This is a genomic window from Heyndrickxia camelliae (assembly GCF_002844575.1).
In the GTDB taxonomy this organism is placed as follows: Bacteria; Bacillota; Bacilli; order Bacillales; family Bacillaceae_C; genus Margalitia; species Margalitia camelliae.
Window position 1 is genome coordinate 447,911 of record NZ_PIQO01000001.1, and the last position, 15,757, is coordinate 463,667.

A 15,757-nucleotide genomic window follows, 5' to 3' on the forward strand; every position below is an offset into this window, starting at 1 on the left:
ATGTTGGCGAAATTTCAGCAATAAGAATTTTATTATTTTACCTAGTAATTCCAATATCTTTAACTATGGAGGGATGCTTTATGGCGGAACGCATGGTAGCAAAACAAGCCCCGCGCTTTGAAATGGAAGCGGTAATGCCAAATAAAGAATTTGGTAAAGTTAGTTTAGAAGAAAATATGAAAAATGATAAATGGACAGTGTTATTTTTCTATCCAATGGATTTTACATTTGTTTGTCCGACAGAAATAACTGCATTATCAGACAGCTACGATGAATTTGAAGATCTGGATGCAGTAGTAATTGGTGTATCTACTGATACGATACATACTCATTTGGCATGGATCATAACAGATCGTAAAGATAACGGTCTAGGTGATTTAAATTATCCGCTCGCTGCAGATCACAATCATAAGGTATCTCGCGATTATGGTGTTCTTATAGAAGAGGAGGGGGTTGCACTTCGAGGACTATTTATCATTAACCCAGAGGGTGAATTAATGTACCAAGTGGTGAACCATAATAATATTGGTCGTTCTGTAGAAGAAACATTACGTGTCCTTCAGGCGCTGCAGACTGGTGGACTTTGCCCAGCAAATTGGAAACCAGGACAAGCTACTTTAAATGTTTAATGGTGCATAAAGGCTCTTTATTATAAACTTGATTGCACATGTGTAGAATAGCATATAATTTCCTACTTGCAGATTAGAAAAAGATATCTCGAAACTAAGTCTAATATAGGATTTAAATTATGTTCGTAATCAAATATACAAAAAGAGTCTTATAAAAAGGGATGCTAACATGGAGGAATGGTGAATGAAGCTTCGTGAACCAATGCCAGAATTAACAGGGGCAACTGCCTGGATTAATGGGGAAGTTACTCGCTCTGAACTGGTTGGGGAGAAACCCACATTAATTCATTTTTGGTCTATTAGTTGCCATCTTTGTAAAGAAGCAATGCCGCATGTTAATCAATTTCGTGTTAAATATAAGGATACATTAAATGTGCTTGCTGTGCATATGCCACGCTCTGAAGACGATTTAAATATAGAAGAAATTAAGCATGTGGCAGAGGAACATGGAATAACACAGCCTATTTTTGTAGACAGTGAACATAAACTAACTGACGTTTTTGAAAATCAATATGTACCTGCTTATTATGTATTTGATAAAGAGGGAAATCTTCGCCATTTTCAAGCAGGGGGCAGCGGGATGAAGATGCTAGAAAAACGAGTAAACCGTGTACTCGATGAAATGGATGCTGGAATATAAAGAGATTTAAAGATAACTGAATGCAGTTATCTTTTTTTAGTCATATTACCTTAAAAGGGACATAAGGATAGGAAGTGTTCTTTTGGAGTCATCGACTAAATCCGAACAGTTGCTTTTAAGTGATTCAAATTACCAAAAAGAGCTAAGTTTTAGCTCTTTTTTCCTTGTGTTTCTTTTAAGTATAAAGCAACAAACTTTACGAAATGAACCAAGGAAAATAAAAAAATCTAAGTGAAAAGAACTAAATTGGTTTTTAAAAAAACGGAACATATCAATATCTAAAAAAATTTAAAAAATTGGGATAAAAATGTGGAAAAATATTTCGAAACCCGATATATTTATAATTACGTTCAATTAAAAATTTACATCGGGGGGGAATTTTGTGGAGACATTTAAAAAGCTTAAACAGTTTTATATGCCTTACAAACATTTGTTTATAACATCAATGATTTTCCTATTGTTTGTTAATGCTATTACAATTGTCTATCCAATCATTCTGCAAATAACCATTGACGAAGGGGTTGTAGGAAAAAAATACAGCTGGATACCATATTTGGCATTAGGATTCATCGGTATCATGATTGTGAAAGGGGTAGCTACATTTATTCAGCAATATACGGGTGATATGTTTGGAATTACTTCCGTTTACCGTATGCGGAATGAACTTTATAAAAAGCTGCAATTCTTACCATTTAAATATTATGATAACGCAAAAACAGGAGATTTAATGTCAAGGCTAACATCTGACGTTGAAGGATTTCGTTTCTTTTTATCTTTTGGATTCAGTGAATTATTAAGGTTTATTTTCACACTGGCAATCTGCTTTGGTGTCATGTTTTACTACTCTGTTTCATTAACATTTATGACTATGATCTCTTTACCGTTTTTGGCAGCAGTTGTTTACCGCTTTGATAAATTAATCCATCCAGCATTTCGAGGAATTAGAAAATCATTTGGTAAATTGAACACGAATGTACAAGAAAATATTAGTGGTATCAATACTGTTAAATCTTTATCTCGGGAAGAGTTTCAAAATTCGAAATTTAACCTGTCCAATGTGGATTATAAAGATAGACAAATTACTACATCCAATATATGGGCTAAGTTCTTTCCGTTGATGGAACTAATAGGTAATGCCTGCATCATCATTATTTTAGCTTATGGAGGTTACCTAGTTATTCACGATAAGCTTTCGCCAGGAGAGCTTGTTGCATTTTATAGTTTAGTTGGATATGTCATTGAGCCAATTATTAATCTTGGTTTTACTATTAATATGTTCTCCCAATCAAAAGCATCCGGGGAGCGATTATTAGAGATTTTAGAAGCCGACGAGGAAATATATGATAAGGAAAATGCATTAAACGTAGAACATTTGAATGGAGATGTTGAATTTCAACATGTTACGCTTAAATATTTTGGAGATGACAATGAAGCAATAAAAGATGTTAATTTTAAAGCAGAAAAAGGAAAAGTAATCGGTCTTATTGGAGCGACAGGTTCTGGGAAAACAACTATCACACAGCTGATGACACGCTTTTATGAACCGGTTGAAGGTCAGGTTCTCATTGATGGTCGTCCTGTTTCAGATTATTCCCTTCATTCCCTGCGCTATAATATTGGATTTGTATTGCAAGAATCCTTTTTATTCTCTTCCACAATAAAATCAAATATTGCTTATGGTCGGCCAGATGCAACGATGGAAGAAATTATTCATGCAGCAAAGCTTGCACAAGCACATGATTTTATCATGGAATTGCCTGATGGATATGACACTATGCTTGGAGAGCGTGGGCTTGGATTATCAGGAGGACAGAAACAAAGAATTGCCATTGCCCGTGCGATTTGTCTAAATCCTAGTATTCTTATTTTGGACGATGCTACAAGTGCCGTAGATATGGATACAGAGTTCAAAATACAAGAAGGACTTCGCGAAGTAATGAAGGATCGAACTACCTTTATCATTGCACATAGAATCTCATCGCTAAAACACGCAGATGAAATTCTTGTATTTGAAGATGGAAAAATTGTCGAAAGAGGAAAACATGAAGAGTTACTATCAAATGGCGGACCGTATGAAAGAATTTACAAAATACAATACAAAGACCAACAAGCAATACTTCAAGCACAAACAGGGTGAGGTGAAATAGGTGGAAAAAACAAAAAAACTTAATCCAAAAGTGATGGAGAGGTTTCACTATTCATCTGAACAACTAATTGATAAACCATTTAACTGGAAACAGATGCTTCGCCTTTTGGGTTATGTTAAACCATACTTAAAAACATTAGTATTAAAATCATTTATAACAGTATTATTGAATACCATAATCCGTCTTATTATTCCTACCCTAATAGGAGTATACGCAATCGGTAAAGGAATTGATAAAAAAGATGGTTCGTTTTTAACTACCATTATTGTGATTATTTCGGTCCTATTTATACTCTCTTATATTGCCGGGATATTACGAATTCGCTGGTTAAATAGGCTTGGACAAAATGTTATTTATGATATACGAAAAGATTTATTCACACATGTGCAAGGATTATCCCATAATTTTTTCGACAAACGATCTGCCGGTTCCATTCTCGTGCGGATTATGAATGATACAGGCTCCTTGCAGGATTTGTTTACAAACGGGGTCATCAATTTATTAATGGATATGTTAATGCTGGTAGGAGTTATTGTCATTCTATTTACCTTAAGTCCTCAAATGACCTTGGCCATTATCATTATTTTGCCGATTATGTTCTTGATTTCGACAAAGCTTAGAAAAAAAATTCGTATGGGTTGGCAATATATGCGATTAAAGCAATCAAAGCTAAATTCGCATTTAAATGAAAGCATTCAAGGAATTCGTGTGACCCAAGCTTTTACACAAGAAAAAGAGAACATGGCGTTCTTTGATGGTGTAAATTACGAGAATTATGAGGCATGGAAAAATGCCACAAGAAGATCGGCAATGTTCCGCCCGATGGTAGACTTAACAAACGCCGTGGGATCTGCGGTTTTAATTTGGTATGGGGTTCATTTAATTCAAGGTGGCCAACTAGGATTAGGTGCTTTTGTTTCCTTTGCCTTTTACTTAGGCATGTTTTGGCAGCCAATATCCAGAATGGGGCAAGTATATAACCAGTTATTACAAGCAATGGCTTCTTCGGAACGAATTTTTGAATACTTAGATGAAATGCCGCTCGTAAATGAAAGAGGTAGTGCAAAATCATTATCAGATATTAAAGGACATATTGTATTTGAAAATGTTGAATTTGCATACGATGAAAGACGAAAAGCATTAAATGGTATAAATCTTGAAATGAAGGCGGGTCAAACTATAGCGCTTGTTGGTCACACTGGTTCTGGTAAAACAACGATAGCTAACCTAATCAGCCGTTTTTATGATCCGACCGGCGGAAGTGTGAAAATAGATGGTCATGATTTGCGTGATATTACATTACGCAGTTTGAGAAATCAAATTAGTGTAGTGCTTCAGGATACATTTATCTTTTCAGGGACCATTATGGAAAATATAAAGTTTGGCCGTCCTGATGCAACAGATGCGGAAGCAATAAATGCTGCAAAAGCAATTGGTGCGCATCATTTTATCGAGAAACTTCCGAACGGATATGAAACACAAGTAGAGGAAAGAGGAAATATCCTTTCAGTTGGGGAACGTCAGCTATTATCCTTTGCTCGCGCATTACTCGCAGATCCGAAAATTATTATTTTAGATGAGGCAACAGCAAGTATTGATACAGAGACAGAAGTTCAAATTCAATTAGCCTTAAAAACTTTATTACAAGGAAGAACATCTGTCATTATCGCCCACCGGCTTTCTACGATTCGCGAAGCAGATAAGATCTTCGTTCTTGATCACGGAAACATTATTGAAGAGGGAAATCATGATGAATTAATGAAATATCAAGGGGAATATTTCCGATTAGTTAAGGCACAATTTAAAGTATTAGAAGAAAAATAGGTAAGAAACAAGGAGAACGACTTCACGGTTGTTCCCTTTTTTTTATGTGTTATTAAAATTATTTTTCTAGCTCAGGGCTTACCTTCTTGCGTAATGCTACGTCTATCCTCCCTACGAAAAGTGAACGTCCGGTAAAATTATTGCACTTTAAATTACAATAGCCCAGGAAACTCTGATGTGCAAGGCTACTGCGGTTTTCTTATACGTCTTAAGTCCTAATAAAAAATAAAGCCTGAGATTGTTATGGATTCTGTCGATATTTTTTATGATAAGTATATCGAAAGGAGGAAATAACATGAAAAAGGTATTGATGTTTAGTTTGGCGGTGATTTTAGCTATTGTTGCTTTATCTAGTCTAGGCCATATCATTGGTCTTGCGATTAGCTTAATTGTCGTGTATATCTCATTTAAACAATTTTTAAAATCACATTCTTTTTGGGGTAAGTTGCTTTGGGCTTTAATTGGAGTCGTGGGATTAGCTGCAGTCTTAGCAAGTTTACCAGCATTAGCCGGGATATTAGCTATCTATCTGCTTTATGTTGGATATAAACACTGGAAAAAAGAGGCGAATGTAGTACAGACAAGTGAAAGCCCATTTGATAACTTTGATCGTCAGTGGGAGGAACTAAAGAAAAAATATTAAATTTGAAAAGTCTTCCCTATGACCGCGATGAAATCTACTAGTCGAAAGGCTCTGTAGTTAGACTATAAAAATGCAAAGGAGAATAAAAATGACAAATCTATTAGAAAGAATTAAAAATACTGTAATGGCTGACTTACATGAGGTATTAGATAAGAGGGAACAGAAAAATCCAATCTCACTCTTAAATCAATATTTAAGGGAAAGCGAAAATGAAACAAAAAAAGTTGCGGGATTAATCGAGCGCCAGTATATGTTAAAAGAAGAATTTATAAAGGAATGGAAGCAAGCAGAATACTTAGCAGATAAGCGCAAAAAGCAAGCGGAGATAGCAAAATTAGCAAATGAACCAGAATTGCATGATGTAGCATTAGAGGAAGAGGGCCGATATAGAGAACAAGCGAAGAGGCTTCAGCTTGCATATGAACAAGCAGTTACTCAATTAGAAAATTTAGAACGCAAACATCGAGAAATGAAGCTCAAATTGAAAGATATGAACATTAAAAGATTAGAGCTAATGGGTCGTGAAAATGTAATAAAGGTGAATGAAAAGATTCATTATGTTCTAGATGACTCCATTATGGGGAAGGCAGCATCAAGATTTGAGGAGACAGAAAGGTATATGGAACATCTTGAGACCCGTATCAATACCGGATATGAGAAAAGCGTGTTGGATGCTCGAATTAGCCAATTAGAAAAGGAACTAAAAAATCAAGAAATATCTGTTAATGAATAGAGTGTACATGGTAATATTAAAGACGGGTATATTCAGAATATCATATCTCCCTTTACAATAAAGGGAGATTACGCTATTTCTATCGAAGGTATTCTTTTAAAGAGGCAAAAGGAGGCAGCAAATGAAAAAACTATTTGAACATACATCTCTTTCCTGGATAATCATTGTTGCCATTATTGGAATATTATTTGAAATATCGTTTCGAACTGATTCTTTATTTGGACTCGCTTTTGCCGCAATTTTAATTTATTTCGCAAACAAAAAGAGCGGGACTACCACAGGAATGATTTGTCTCATCGTAGGCATCTCCATTGCGGTCATTATCGTTATATCTACCTTCTTTTTTAAGTTCATCCTTTTTTGTTTACTAATTTTCTATTTTTTTAAGTACAGGAAAAAGAAGAAACTAGCAAAAACGATAAAGGTTGAAACGATAGAGCCATTATCTGAAAGAAAAATGTACAGAAAACAGCCATTTATCACGAATAAGCTGTTCGGCAGTCAGAAGGTAGTTAATCATGTCTTTGAATGGGATGATATCAATATTCAAACAGGGATTGGAGACACGGTAATCGACTTAAGTATGACAATGCTTCCATTAGGAGAATCCATTGTAATTGTAAGAGGGCTCATTGGTAACATTCAATTACTTATACCATATGATGTGGGGTATTCCATCAATCATTCAACATTTACAGGTAACATAAAGTTGCACGGTAAACAAGAAAAATTACTAAACCAAAATATTATATGCTACTCTGATAACTTTAATGATGCAACTAGAAAAGTGAAAATTATCACTTCAATTTCCTTTGGAGATATTGAGGTGAAACATATATGAGTATACAAAGATCCTTTATATACTATTTCTGTTCCTTTTCCATTATTATTGCTACCTTCACGACAGTCATCTATTGTATATCCGTCCAGACTGATTGGTATCAGGCGCTTTTTTTTACGCAAATTTTTCTTATTCCAGTTGTCGTTTTTATCCTATTAACGAGTTTAATTGTCGGCGGCATTTTTGGATTAGTAATAGGATTCTTTGTGAAAAAGAAACTGGAGGAAGTAGGTTCCAATTTAGTGGAGCTGGAAAAAGGGGATTTTCATGCTTCAGGACTCCCACAAGAGAAAATAAAGGAGATTTCCTATCTTTACGAAAGGTTATCCGCTATTCAGAAGAGATTCGAGAATCAAGTGAAAGCATCACAAAAATTAGCGAGTGAAAAAGCTGATTGGAGTGAGAAAATGAAGCAGGAAGTGTTGTCTCAGGAAAGAAATCGTCTAGCAAGAGAATTGCATGATTCTGTTAGCCAACAATTGTTTGCTGCTAATATGCTTTTGTCAGCTATAAATCAAAATCCAAACCCTGACTCCCTAGTAATAAAAAAGCAAATGAACTTAGTGGAAGAAATCATTAGTGAATCTCAATCCGAAATGAGAGCACTTCTTTTGCATTTACGACCAATACAATTGGAAGGGAAAGCGTTAAAAGTAGGGATAGAAGAGTTGCTTCTTGAATTAACCGCTAAACTTCCAATGAAGGTAACATATAATATCGATGATGTACACTTGGATAAAGGAGTGGAAGATCATTTATTCAGAATTGTTCAGGAATCAATTTCTAATACACTTCGTCACGCAAAGGCAAAATTACTGGAGCTTCACTTAATAAATCGTCAGCAATTTGTACTGCTTAAAATAATTGACAATGGTATTGGTTATGAAATGGGTAAGGAAAAAGCAGGTTCATACGGATTGCAAAATATTCGTGAAAGGGCAGCGGAAATTGGCGGAACAGTAAAAATGATTAGCTTTCCGCAAAAAGGAACTAGTATTGAAGTAAGAGTGCCGATCATTGAAGCGGAAAGGATGGGATAAGATGATAAAGGTATTATTAGTTGACGATCATGAAATGGTTAGAATTGGAGTTTCTGCTTTTTTATCCATTCAACAGGATATTGAAGTTGTTGGAGAAGCAGATAGCGGGGAAAAGGGCGTGGAGTTAGCGCTGACCTTACGCCCTGATATAATCTTAATGGATTTAGTAATGGGTGGTATGGATGGTATTGAAGCAACGAAAGCGATTCTGAAGGAATGGCCGGAAGCAAAAATAATTATTGTAACTAGTTTTCTTGACGATGAAAAAGTTTATCCTGCTTTAGAAGCAGGTGCTACAAGTTACATGTTAAAAACCTCAAAGGCAAGTGAAATTGCCGAAGCAGTTCGTTCAACTTATGCGGGGCAATCTGTTTTGGAACCGCAGGTAACCGGAAAAATGATGACGCGAATGAAGCAAGGGAATAAACGCCCGCTGCATGATGATCTAACAAATCGCGAAATTGAAATCCTTCTATTAATGGCAGAAGGTAAATCCAATCAAGAAATTGCAGATGAATTGTTTATAGCGCTAAAGACAGTTAAAACACATGTAAGTAATATTTTAAGCAAGCTTGAGGTGCAAGACCGGACACAAGCTGTTATCTACGCATTTAAACATCAATTAATTAAAGAATCGTAACAGCTATATGCTTAATAATTGATGACGGACCTCAATTATTTGTGCCATAATGCTTACACTAATTTCATCGGGACCCTCTGCATAAATATTTAATCCAATGGGAAAATGGATTTTCTTTTTCTGTGCTGAATTTAACGTACTTATTAATCTTTCAGTCCGTTTTTTCGACCCTAAGATGCCGATATATGCGGTTTTCTCAAATGGTAAGTTCTCTAATATTTGTTTATCCCTTTGGAAGTGATGGTTCATAATAATAACAAAATCGGAGTCATTTATTGTATGATGTTGAAAAAATACAGATGGATGATCGTTTATTAACTTTTCAACAGTTGGAAAAAAGTCTCGATTACATCGGCTTTCACGGGGATCAATCATTATTACCGAAAAATCCAAGCTGGAAGCAAGCCTTGCAAGAGGCTCTGCATCGGGTCCAGCTCCAAAAATATATAACTGGTTTTTGGGATAATTTTTTTCAAGTAAAAAGTCGTCCCCAGAAATTGTGGCAATTTTTACTTTATCAGTTGAATGTATAAAAGCATAAAGGAGTCGTGAAATATCGATGTCCAATTTCTTTTTTTCATTAGTGATCTGCTGGCCCTCCCATGTAAAGAGATATGTCTCATGCTTCTGTTTATTTATAAGAGGCTTAATCGTAATGATTCTTTTACCATTAAATAAATTTTTTTTGAGTGTAGATATATTGGAATCGTAAATAAACGGCTCAATAAAAATTTCTATTTTCCCATTGCATCCAACACCCCATGTAAAATCTTCTTCATCCTGCAAATCATAAATGACTCTTTTGGAGCGTTGGGTTTTCATAACCTCAATGGAGTGAATAGCCAAATCATCTTCTAAGCAGCCGGCACTGATGCTTCCAAAACGCCTCCCATCCTCCCAAAACAGCATTTTTGCACCAATTTTTCGATAAGAAGATCCATGAATACGTATAATGGTAGCTAGTGCTAATTTATCCTTTTCACATCTCTCCACTTGTTCTAATATTCTGCATAGGTCATTCAAGTCATTTCACCTCAAATAATTTGAAAACTTTCCATCCTATTAATGAGTATGCAAAAATGGAAAAGATTATTTTCTTTGATAAAATAGATATAATGAAATAAGAAATCCTTCTTCATCAATTTGGTGTTGTTGTTTTGGAAAGGGTGGAGGACATGAGTTTAGAAGTATTAGGAATCACAGCCCTTTGGATATTTCTATATGGATATTTAATGGTAGCCTCGATTGATTTTGGCGCTGGTTTTTTTGCTTTTTATGGGAAATGGACTAAACAGGACCATATTATAAACCATTTGGTTAGAAGGTATATATCGCCTGTTTGGGAGGTAACAAATGTCTTCTTTGTCTTTTTCCTAGTAGGATTGGTTGGATTTTTTCCGGATACGGCTTTTTACTTTGGAACGGCATTACTGATTCCAGGTAGTATTGCATTATTGTTAATTGTGATTAGAGGCTCGTTCTATGCATTTGGAAATTACGGATCAAAAGATAATCTTCCTTATTTATTTGTATATGGGGCAACAGGACTGTTAATACCTGCATCTCTATCGACTGCTTTAACGATATCGGAGGGAGGCTTTCTTTCTCAAAAAGGCGTCCATGTAGATTTTTTGGCGAAGCAATTGTTTTTGAGTCCATATTCATGGAGTGTGGTATTTCTTGCTATTGTTTCCGTATTATTTATTAGTGCAGGATTTCTAACCTTTTATGCAGATCGGGCAAATGATATTGAAGCAAGAGAAATTTTAAGAAAGTTTGCTTTATTTTGGAGTACTCCCACTATTATCGCGAGTTTTCTTGTTTTTATTGCTTTGAACGAACATAATAGCAAACATTTTGAAAAGGCAATGCATTTATGGTGGATGTTTGGATTATCGCTTATATTTTTCATGATAGCTTCTTTTTTAATCCATAAACGTAAACTGTTTGGAACAGCATTTATAATGATTATGCTGCAGTTCTTTTTTGCCTTTTTCGGGTATGGAGCATCACATTTGCCTTACATTCTCTATCCATTCATCACGATTCATGCTAGTGTAACAAACCCATCAATGGGAACTGCGCTTGTCTTTGCGTTTATTGCAAGTCTATGCCTACTTATTCCTGCGTTATACCTATTAATGAAACTATTTCTATTTGATGCGGATTATAATAAAAGGAAGAAATAATGAAATACCAACTATTTCGATTATATTTATATAATGGTTGCTAGAATAGTAGAAGAAATAGAAAAGGGGAATGGCAGTGAAAAAAGAATTTGTTGTGATTGGTTTAGGTCGATTCGGGGGAAGTATATGTAAGGCGTTAATAGAACAGGGAATGGAAGTTTTAGTAATCGATCGCGATGAAGCACGAATTGATGAATTTGCTTCAATTGCTACACATGCCGTTATTGCAGATTCAACAGATGAAACAGTCCTAAAAAGTTTAGGGATCCGTAATTTTGATCATGTGATTGTAGCGATTGGTGCAGATATACAAGCAAGTATTCTTACTACCTTAATGCTGAAGGAAATAGGGGTAAAGAGAGTTACCGCTAAGGCACAAAATGATTATCACGCAAAAGTTCTGCATAAGATTGGAGCAGATAATGTTGTGCACCCAGAGAGAGATATGGGAAAAAGAATCGCACATAATATTGTTTCCAAAAGTATTTTAGATTATATTGAGCTTTCCGATAAATATAGTATAGTGGAAATTGCATCCAATGATTTACTAGCAGGAAATACTATTCTTGATCTTAATATTCGTGCAAAATATGGGATTACAATCGTAGCTATAAGAAGAGGGGCCTCTGTCATAGTTTCACCCCAAGCCCATAATGTAATAGAGCGAGATGATGTATTAATCGTCATTGGTGAAATAGAAAATATTAATCGCTTTGAAAAGGATCTATTATTAGATAAATAAAAAAATGGCAGTGTAGCTGCCATTTTTTTTCGCCTGATTAAACCTCCATAATAATCGGCATAATCATAGGTCGACGTTTTGTCTTTTCGTATAGGAACGGTGCGAGTGTATCCGTTATTTCATTTTTAATTTCCGTCCACTGCGATGTTTTTCTTTCCATCACTTTATTTAAATGCTTTGTAATTAAACTTTGTGCTTCGTTAATTAAATCACCGGATTCACGCATGTAGACAAAACCTCTCGAAATGATATCCGGACCAGATGCAATCTTAAATTCATTCATATTAATGGAAACAACAACTACTACAAGTCCTTCTTCTGAAAGGATTCTGCGATCGCGCAATACAATATTACCGATATCTCCAATACCGTTTCCGTCAATATAAACATTTCCAGACGGTATTTTTCCAGCTACCTGTGCAACATCATTGCCGAGTGCGAGAACTTCGCCATTATCCATGATAAAGCAATTTTCTTCTGGAACACCGCAATCAATAGCAAGTTGAGCGTGCATTCTTTGCATACGGTATTCTCCGTGAATAGGCATAAAGAATTTTGGTTTAATTAATCTCAACATTAATTTTTGTTCTTGTTGACCGCCATGACCAGAAGTATGGATATCATTTAATGGTCCATAAATTACATCGGCGCCAGCACGATATAATAAGTTAATCGTTCTATTTACGCTAATAGTGTTACCTGGAATAGGCGATGATGAAAAGACTACCGTGTCACCTGGCTGGATTTGAATTTGTCTGTGTGTACCACCGGCAATTCTCGATAAGGCAGCCATTGGTTCACCCTGACTACCTGTACAAAGAATCGTCACTTTATTTGCAGGTAGACGATTAATTTGTCCAGCATCTATGAACGTATCCTTTGGGCATTGAATATAACCTAGTTCATGTCCAATTTCGATAGCTGCTTCCATACTGCGTCCAAAAACAGCAATTTTACGTCCATTGGCTACTGCTGCCTGTGCAACTTGCTGAAGTCGGTGTATGTTAGAAGCAAATGTAGCAAATATGATACGCCCATCTACCTTCCTAAAAATGTCCTGAATACTTTCTCCAACACGTCTTTCTGACATCGTAAAATTTGGAACTTCACTGTTGGTACTATCGGATAATAGGCATAGTACGCCTTCTTTACCGATTTCCGCCATTTTAGTCAAATTTGCCGGCTCACCAACTGGAGTGAAATCAAATTTGAAATCTCCGGTATGCACAATGTTTCCTGGCGGAGTTTTTACAACAATTCCGTAAGAGTCGGGGATGCTATGGGTTGTTCGGAAAAAGGTAACAGATGTTTTTCTAAACTTGATCACATCATCCTCGTGTATTTCGTGAAGCGTGGTTTGTCTTAATAAACCATGCTCTTCTAATTTGTTTTTTAACAGTCCGAGCGCAAGCTTTCCGCCGTAAATAGGAATATTTACTTGTCTAAGAAGATAAGGAATACCACCTATATGGTCCTCGTGTCCGTGAGTGATGAATAATCCTTTTATCTTATCAACATTCTTTACTAAATATGAATAGTCAGGTATTACATAATCAATTCCAAGCAATTCATCTTCCGGAAACTTAATTCCTGCATCAATTAATATAATTTCGTCCTGAAACTGTACGCCATAAGTATTTTTTCCGATTTCACCTAAACCGCCAAGGGCGAAAACCGCTGTCTGATCGTTTTTTACAAATTTCATATAATTACCTAATCTCCGTTATTTTGAAATATTCTTGTTGTTTTTCGTATTCATAGTACGGTCCTTCAACGAGTTGTACAAATTCAATATTAATTGGGCGGTCTTTAAGTAATTGGCGTGCTTCACGTTCCGAATTTGCTTCTAAGAAAATAGTTTTTGTTTTTTCTCGAACTGGTACTTCATATTTGTCTTCTTGAAAATACACTTTATACATCATCTTTCTTCTCTCCTAACTCCGTTTTCAATTGTAACTTTTTCTATTATATAAAAAGTTAACAAGATTTTCATGTTATTTTCATCATTAGATTAAATGATGAAGGTAATTTATAAAGAAGAATCCCTCATGGTTGAGGGACAACTCATTATCCGTTTTTTATCAATCGTTTTCTAAAATATTCCTAAGAATAATTTTCTTTGGGAAGGCATTTTCTCCTTAATGGAATCCATTAAATGATGGAAGAATTTATTTAATTGGACTTTATTTGAAGAAAAGTGCATTTCATGCAATTTGTTTTTTTCTTAGTAAATCGTTCCATTGTTTAGCCAGCTTTTTCCTAAGCCTTTTTAACATGGCGAATCACTCCTACCTATTATTTTAATGAAATCTGCTGGAAAGTAAAGGCGGACAAGAATTTCTTATTCATAGTATGTGTAAAAATAGCAGTATCTCTCTTGGCTAATATTGGATTACATAAGGAAATGGACAGACAAAAAGGTAAGAAATAGCCGATTTCACAAATTAAAAATAACTCGGATCAATGAACTTCCATTAATATGAATTTTAAATAAGTTAATGAAAAAATATTTTTCGAATTATATTTGGTACTTTTGTTTCCTATAAAATCTCTCCTGTATTACATATATTACACATGATGCCAAATCTATTAAAAAAGTCATATCTTCTATATTCAGGCATAAATATGAAGGGAATCTATTAAAAAAAGGACACAATCTTCTATTGATAAAATTTAGAATTATTTATATAGTTAAAATCCAACGAATAAAGGAGGATAAATCGTGGCAATGATTCGCTTTTGTATCATTTGTATTAGTCTTTGTATTTTGATGGCTGGTTGTCAGTCTAAACCAGAGGAAAAAATCTATCAAATATTAGAAGAAACTGTATCAAAGGAAAAAGGATTTCAAAGTGAACAATCCCCCTTAGCAAAGCTAGAATCGGAAGAGACACATCTATTTGAACAAATTATGAATTTGGGAATGAAAGATTATCAAAAAGTTGTGAAATTATCAGATAGAGCATTATTAAATATTAGCGAAAGAAAAGAAAGAATGGATAAGGAACAAGATTCGATGCTTTCCTCTCAAAAAGAATTTATGAAATTGAAATCAATCATATCCGATTTGCAAGATGAAAATTTAAAGGAGGAAGCATTCCGTCTATATTCTTTAATGGAAAAACGTTATAAAACACATGAGAAGCTTTACAATGCATATATTAAAGGACTCGATGCAGATCAAAAACTTTATGAATTACTAAAACAAAAAACTGTTTCGATTAATGATATTGAAGCTCAGATAAATTCAACTAATAAGTTGTTCTCCGCAGTGATGGAGGCGAATAAACAATTTAATGATGAAACCAAAATATATAATGAAAAGAAATTGGATTTTTATAAGCATGCGAGAATCAAAAACAATTCATAAGAGCGATATTATCTTAAGACTGTTATTTATTTAATATACAGTATAAAAAACGGGGATTTATTTCCCTGTTTTTTATATTTTAGGGGAATAAAAAGGTATTATAGTACAGACATGATATTTCGACTAGTACAGATTTTAGTTTGAAATATAGATAAATTGAAAAGTTATGTTAGAAAAGTATTGTTTGTATGGTTTAATTGATTGACTGGTTAAAAGTTTTGATGTAATCTATTAGAGGAATTAACACATTGTATTAATAATAATTGAATTTTTATTAATACAGTTTATAGATTGAAAAGGTTTACTTCGTTTGTACGTT

General features: G+C 34.7%; 15 protein-coding genes. 12 read left to right on the plus strand and 3 right to left on the minus strand.

All coding sequences use genetic code 11. From position 1 onward, the window contains the following. Nucleotides 1-80 precede the first annotated feature (80 nt). The 9 genes from CWO92_RS02245 to CWO92_RS02285 all read left to right on the plus strand — a co-directional run bounded on the left by CWO92_RS02245 (nucleotide 81) and on the right by CWO92_RS02285 (nucleotide 9,137). Nucleotides 81-629: a peroxiredoxin gene (locus CWO92_RS02245; protein WP_101352540.1), complete on the plus strand. Its 549-nt coding sequence runs from the start codon at nucleotides 81-83 to the stop codon at nucleotides 627-629. 184 nt (nucleotides 630-813) lie between these two features. Beyond that, on the plus strand, nucleotides 814-1,269 hold the full coding sequence (locus CWO92_RS02250) for a TlpA family protein disulfide reductase (RefSeq protein WP_101352541.1): 456 nt from the start codon (nucleotides 814-816) through the stop codon (nucleotides 1,267-1,269). A gap of 382 nt (nucleotides 1,270-1,651) precedes the next feature. Further along, a complete protein-coding gene (locus tag CWO92_RS02255; protein WP_101352542.1) occupies nucleotides 1,652-3,406 on the plus strand; it encodes an ABC transporter ATP-binding protein in 1,755 nt (584 codons plus the stop codon). 43 nt (nucleotides 3,407-3,449) lie between these two features. After that, entirely contained in the window at nucleotides 3,450-5,240 is a 1,791-nt protein-coding gene (locus CWO92_RS02260) for an ABC transporter ATP-binding protein (RefSeq protein WP_437177502.1), read from the plus strand. A 295-nt stretch (nucleotides 5,241-5,535) separates the two neighbouring features. Beyond that, the gene (locus CWO92_RS02265; protein ID WP_101352544.1) at nucleotides 5,536-5,883 is read left to right on the plus strand and encodes a lmo0954 family membrane protein; all 348 of its coding nucleotides are present in this window, start codon (nucleotides 5,536-5,538) and stop codon (nucleotides 5,881-5,883) included. An 88-nt stretch (nucleotides 5,884-5,971) separates the two neighbouring features. Then, nucleotides 5,972-6,616: a PspA/IM30 family protein gene (locus CWO92_RS02270; RefSeq protein ID WP_101352545.1), complete on the plus strand. Its 645-nt coding sequence runs from the start codon at nucleotides 5,972-5,974 to the stop codon at nucleotides 6,614-6,616. Between the two features lie 121 nt (nucleotides 6,617-6,737). After that, on the plus strand, nucleotides 6,738-7,457 hold the full coding sequence (gene liaF / locus CWO92_RS02275) for a cell wall-active antibiotics response protein LiaF (protein ID WP_101352546.1): 720 nt from the start codon (nucleotides 6,738-6,740) through the stop codon (nucleotides 7,455-7,457). Then, nucleotides 7,454-8,497: a sensor histidine kinase gene (locus tag CWO92_RS02280; RefSeq protein WP_101352547.1), complete on the plus strand. Its 1,044-nt coding sequence runs from the start codon at nucleotides 7,454-7,456 to the stop codon at nucleotides 8,495-8,497. The genes liaF and CWO92_RS02280 overlap by 4 nt, the downstream gene beginning before the upstream one ends. Nucleotide 8,498: 1 nt before the next feature. Continuing rightward, entirely contained in the window at nucleotides 8,499-9,137 is a 639-nt protein-coding gene (locus CWO92_RS02285) for a response regulator (RefSeq protein ID WP_101352548.1), read from the plus strand. Nucleotides 9,138-9,140: 3 nt separating this feature from the next. On the opposite strand, the gene CWO92_RS02290 is transcribed toward CWO92_RS02285, so the two are convergent. Continuing rightward, a complete protein-coding gene (locus CWO92_RS02290) occupies nucleotides 9,141-10,160 on the minus strand; it encodes an XdhC family protein (protein ID WP_101352549.1) in 1,020 nt (339 codons plus the stop codon). 152 nt (nucleotides 10,161-10,312) lie between these two features. Between CWO92_RS02290 and CWO92_RS02295 the strand changes: the two genes are divergently transcribed. Both CWO92_RS02295 and CWO92_RS02300 read left to right on the plus strand, forming a co-directional pair. After that, nucleotides 10,313-11,326: a cytochrome d ubiquinol oxidase subunit II gene (locus CWO92_RS02295; protein WP_101352550.1), complete on the plus strand. Its 1,014-nt coding sequence runs from the start codon at nucleotides 10,313-10,315 to the stop codon at nucleotides 11,324-11,326. A 76-nt stretch (nucleotides 11,327-11,402) separates the two neighbouring features. After that, nucleotides 11,403-12,068 (plus strand): potassium channel family protein, encoded by a 666-nt coding sequence (locus CWO92_RS02300; RefSeq protein ID WP_101352551.1) that lies wholly within the window; start codon nucleotides 11,403-11,405, stop codon nucleotides 12,066-12,068. A gap of 37 nt (nucleotides 12,069-12,105) precedes the next feature. Here CWO92_RS02300 and rnjA read toward each other — a convergent pair whose 3' ends face one another. Together rnjA and CWO92_RS02310 are read right to left on the minus strand one after the other, a co-directional pair. Then, the gene (rnjA, locus tag CWO92_RS02305; protein ID WP_101352552.1) at nucleotides 12,106-13,773 is read right to left on the minus strand and encodes a ribonuclease J1; all 1,668 of its coding nucleotides are present in this window, start codon (nucleotides 13,771-13,773) and stop codon (nucleotides 12,106-12,108) included. A gap of 4 nt (nucleotides 13,774-13,777) precedes the next feature. Continuing rightward, nucleotides 13,778-13,990 (minus strand): DNA-dependent RNA polymerase subunit epsilon, encoded by a 213-nt coding sequence (locus CWO92_RS02310; protein ID WP_101352553.1) that lies wholly within the window; start codon nucleotides 13,988-13,990, stop codon nucleotides 13,778-13,780. A gap of 806 nt (nucleotides 13,991-14,796) precedes the next feature. Here CWO92_RS02310 and CWO92_RS02315 point away from each other — a divergent pair. Beyond that, complete coding sequence (locus CWO92_RS02315; RefSeq protein WP_233269758.1) at nucleotides 14,797-15,438, plus strand: YkyA family protein; 642 nt, start codon at nucleotides 14,797-14,799, stop codon at nucleotides 15,436-15,438. Nucleotides 15,439-15,757: the final 319 nt, after the last annotated feature.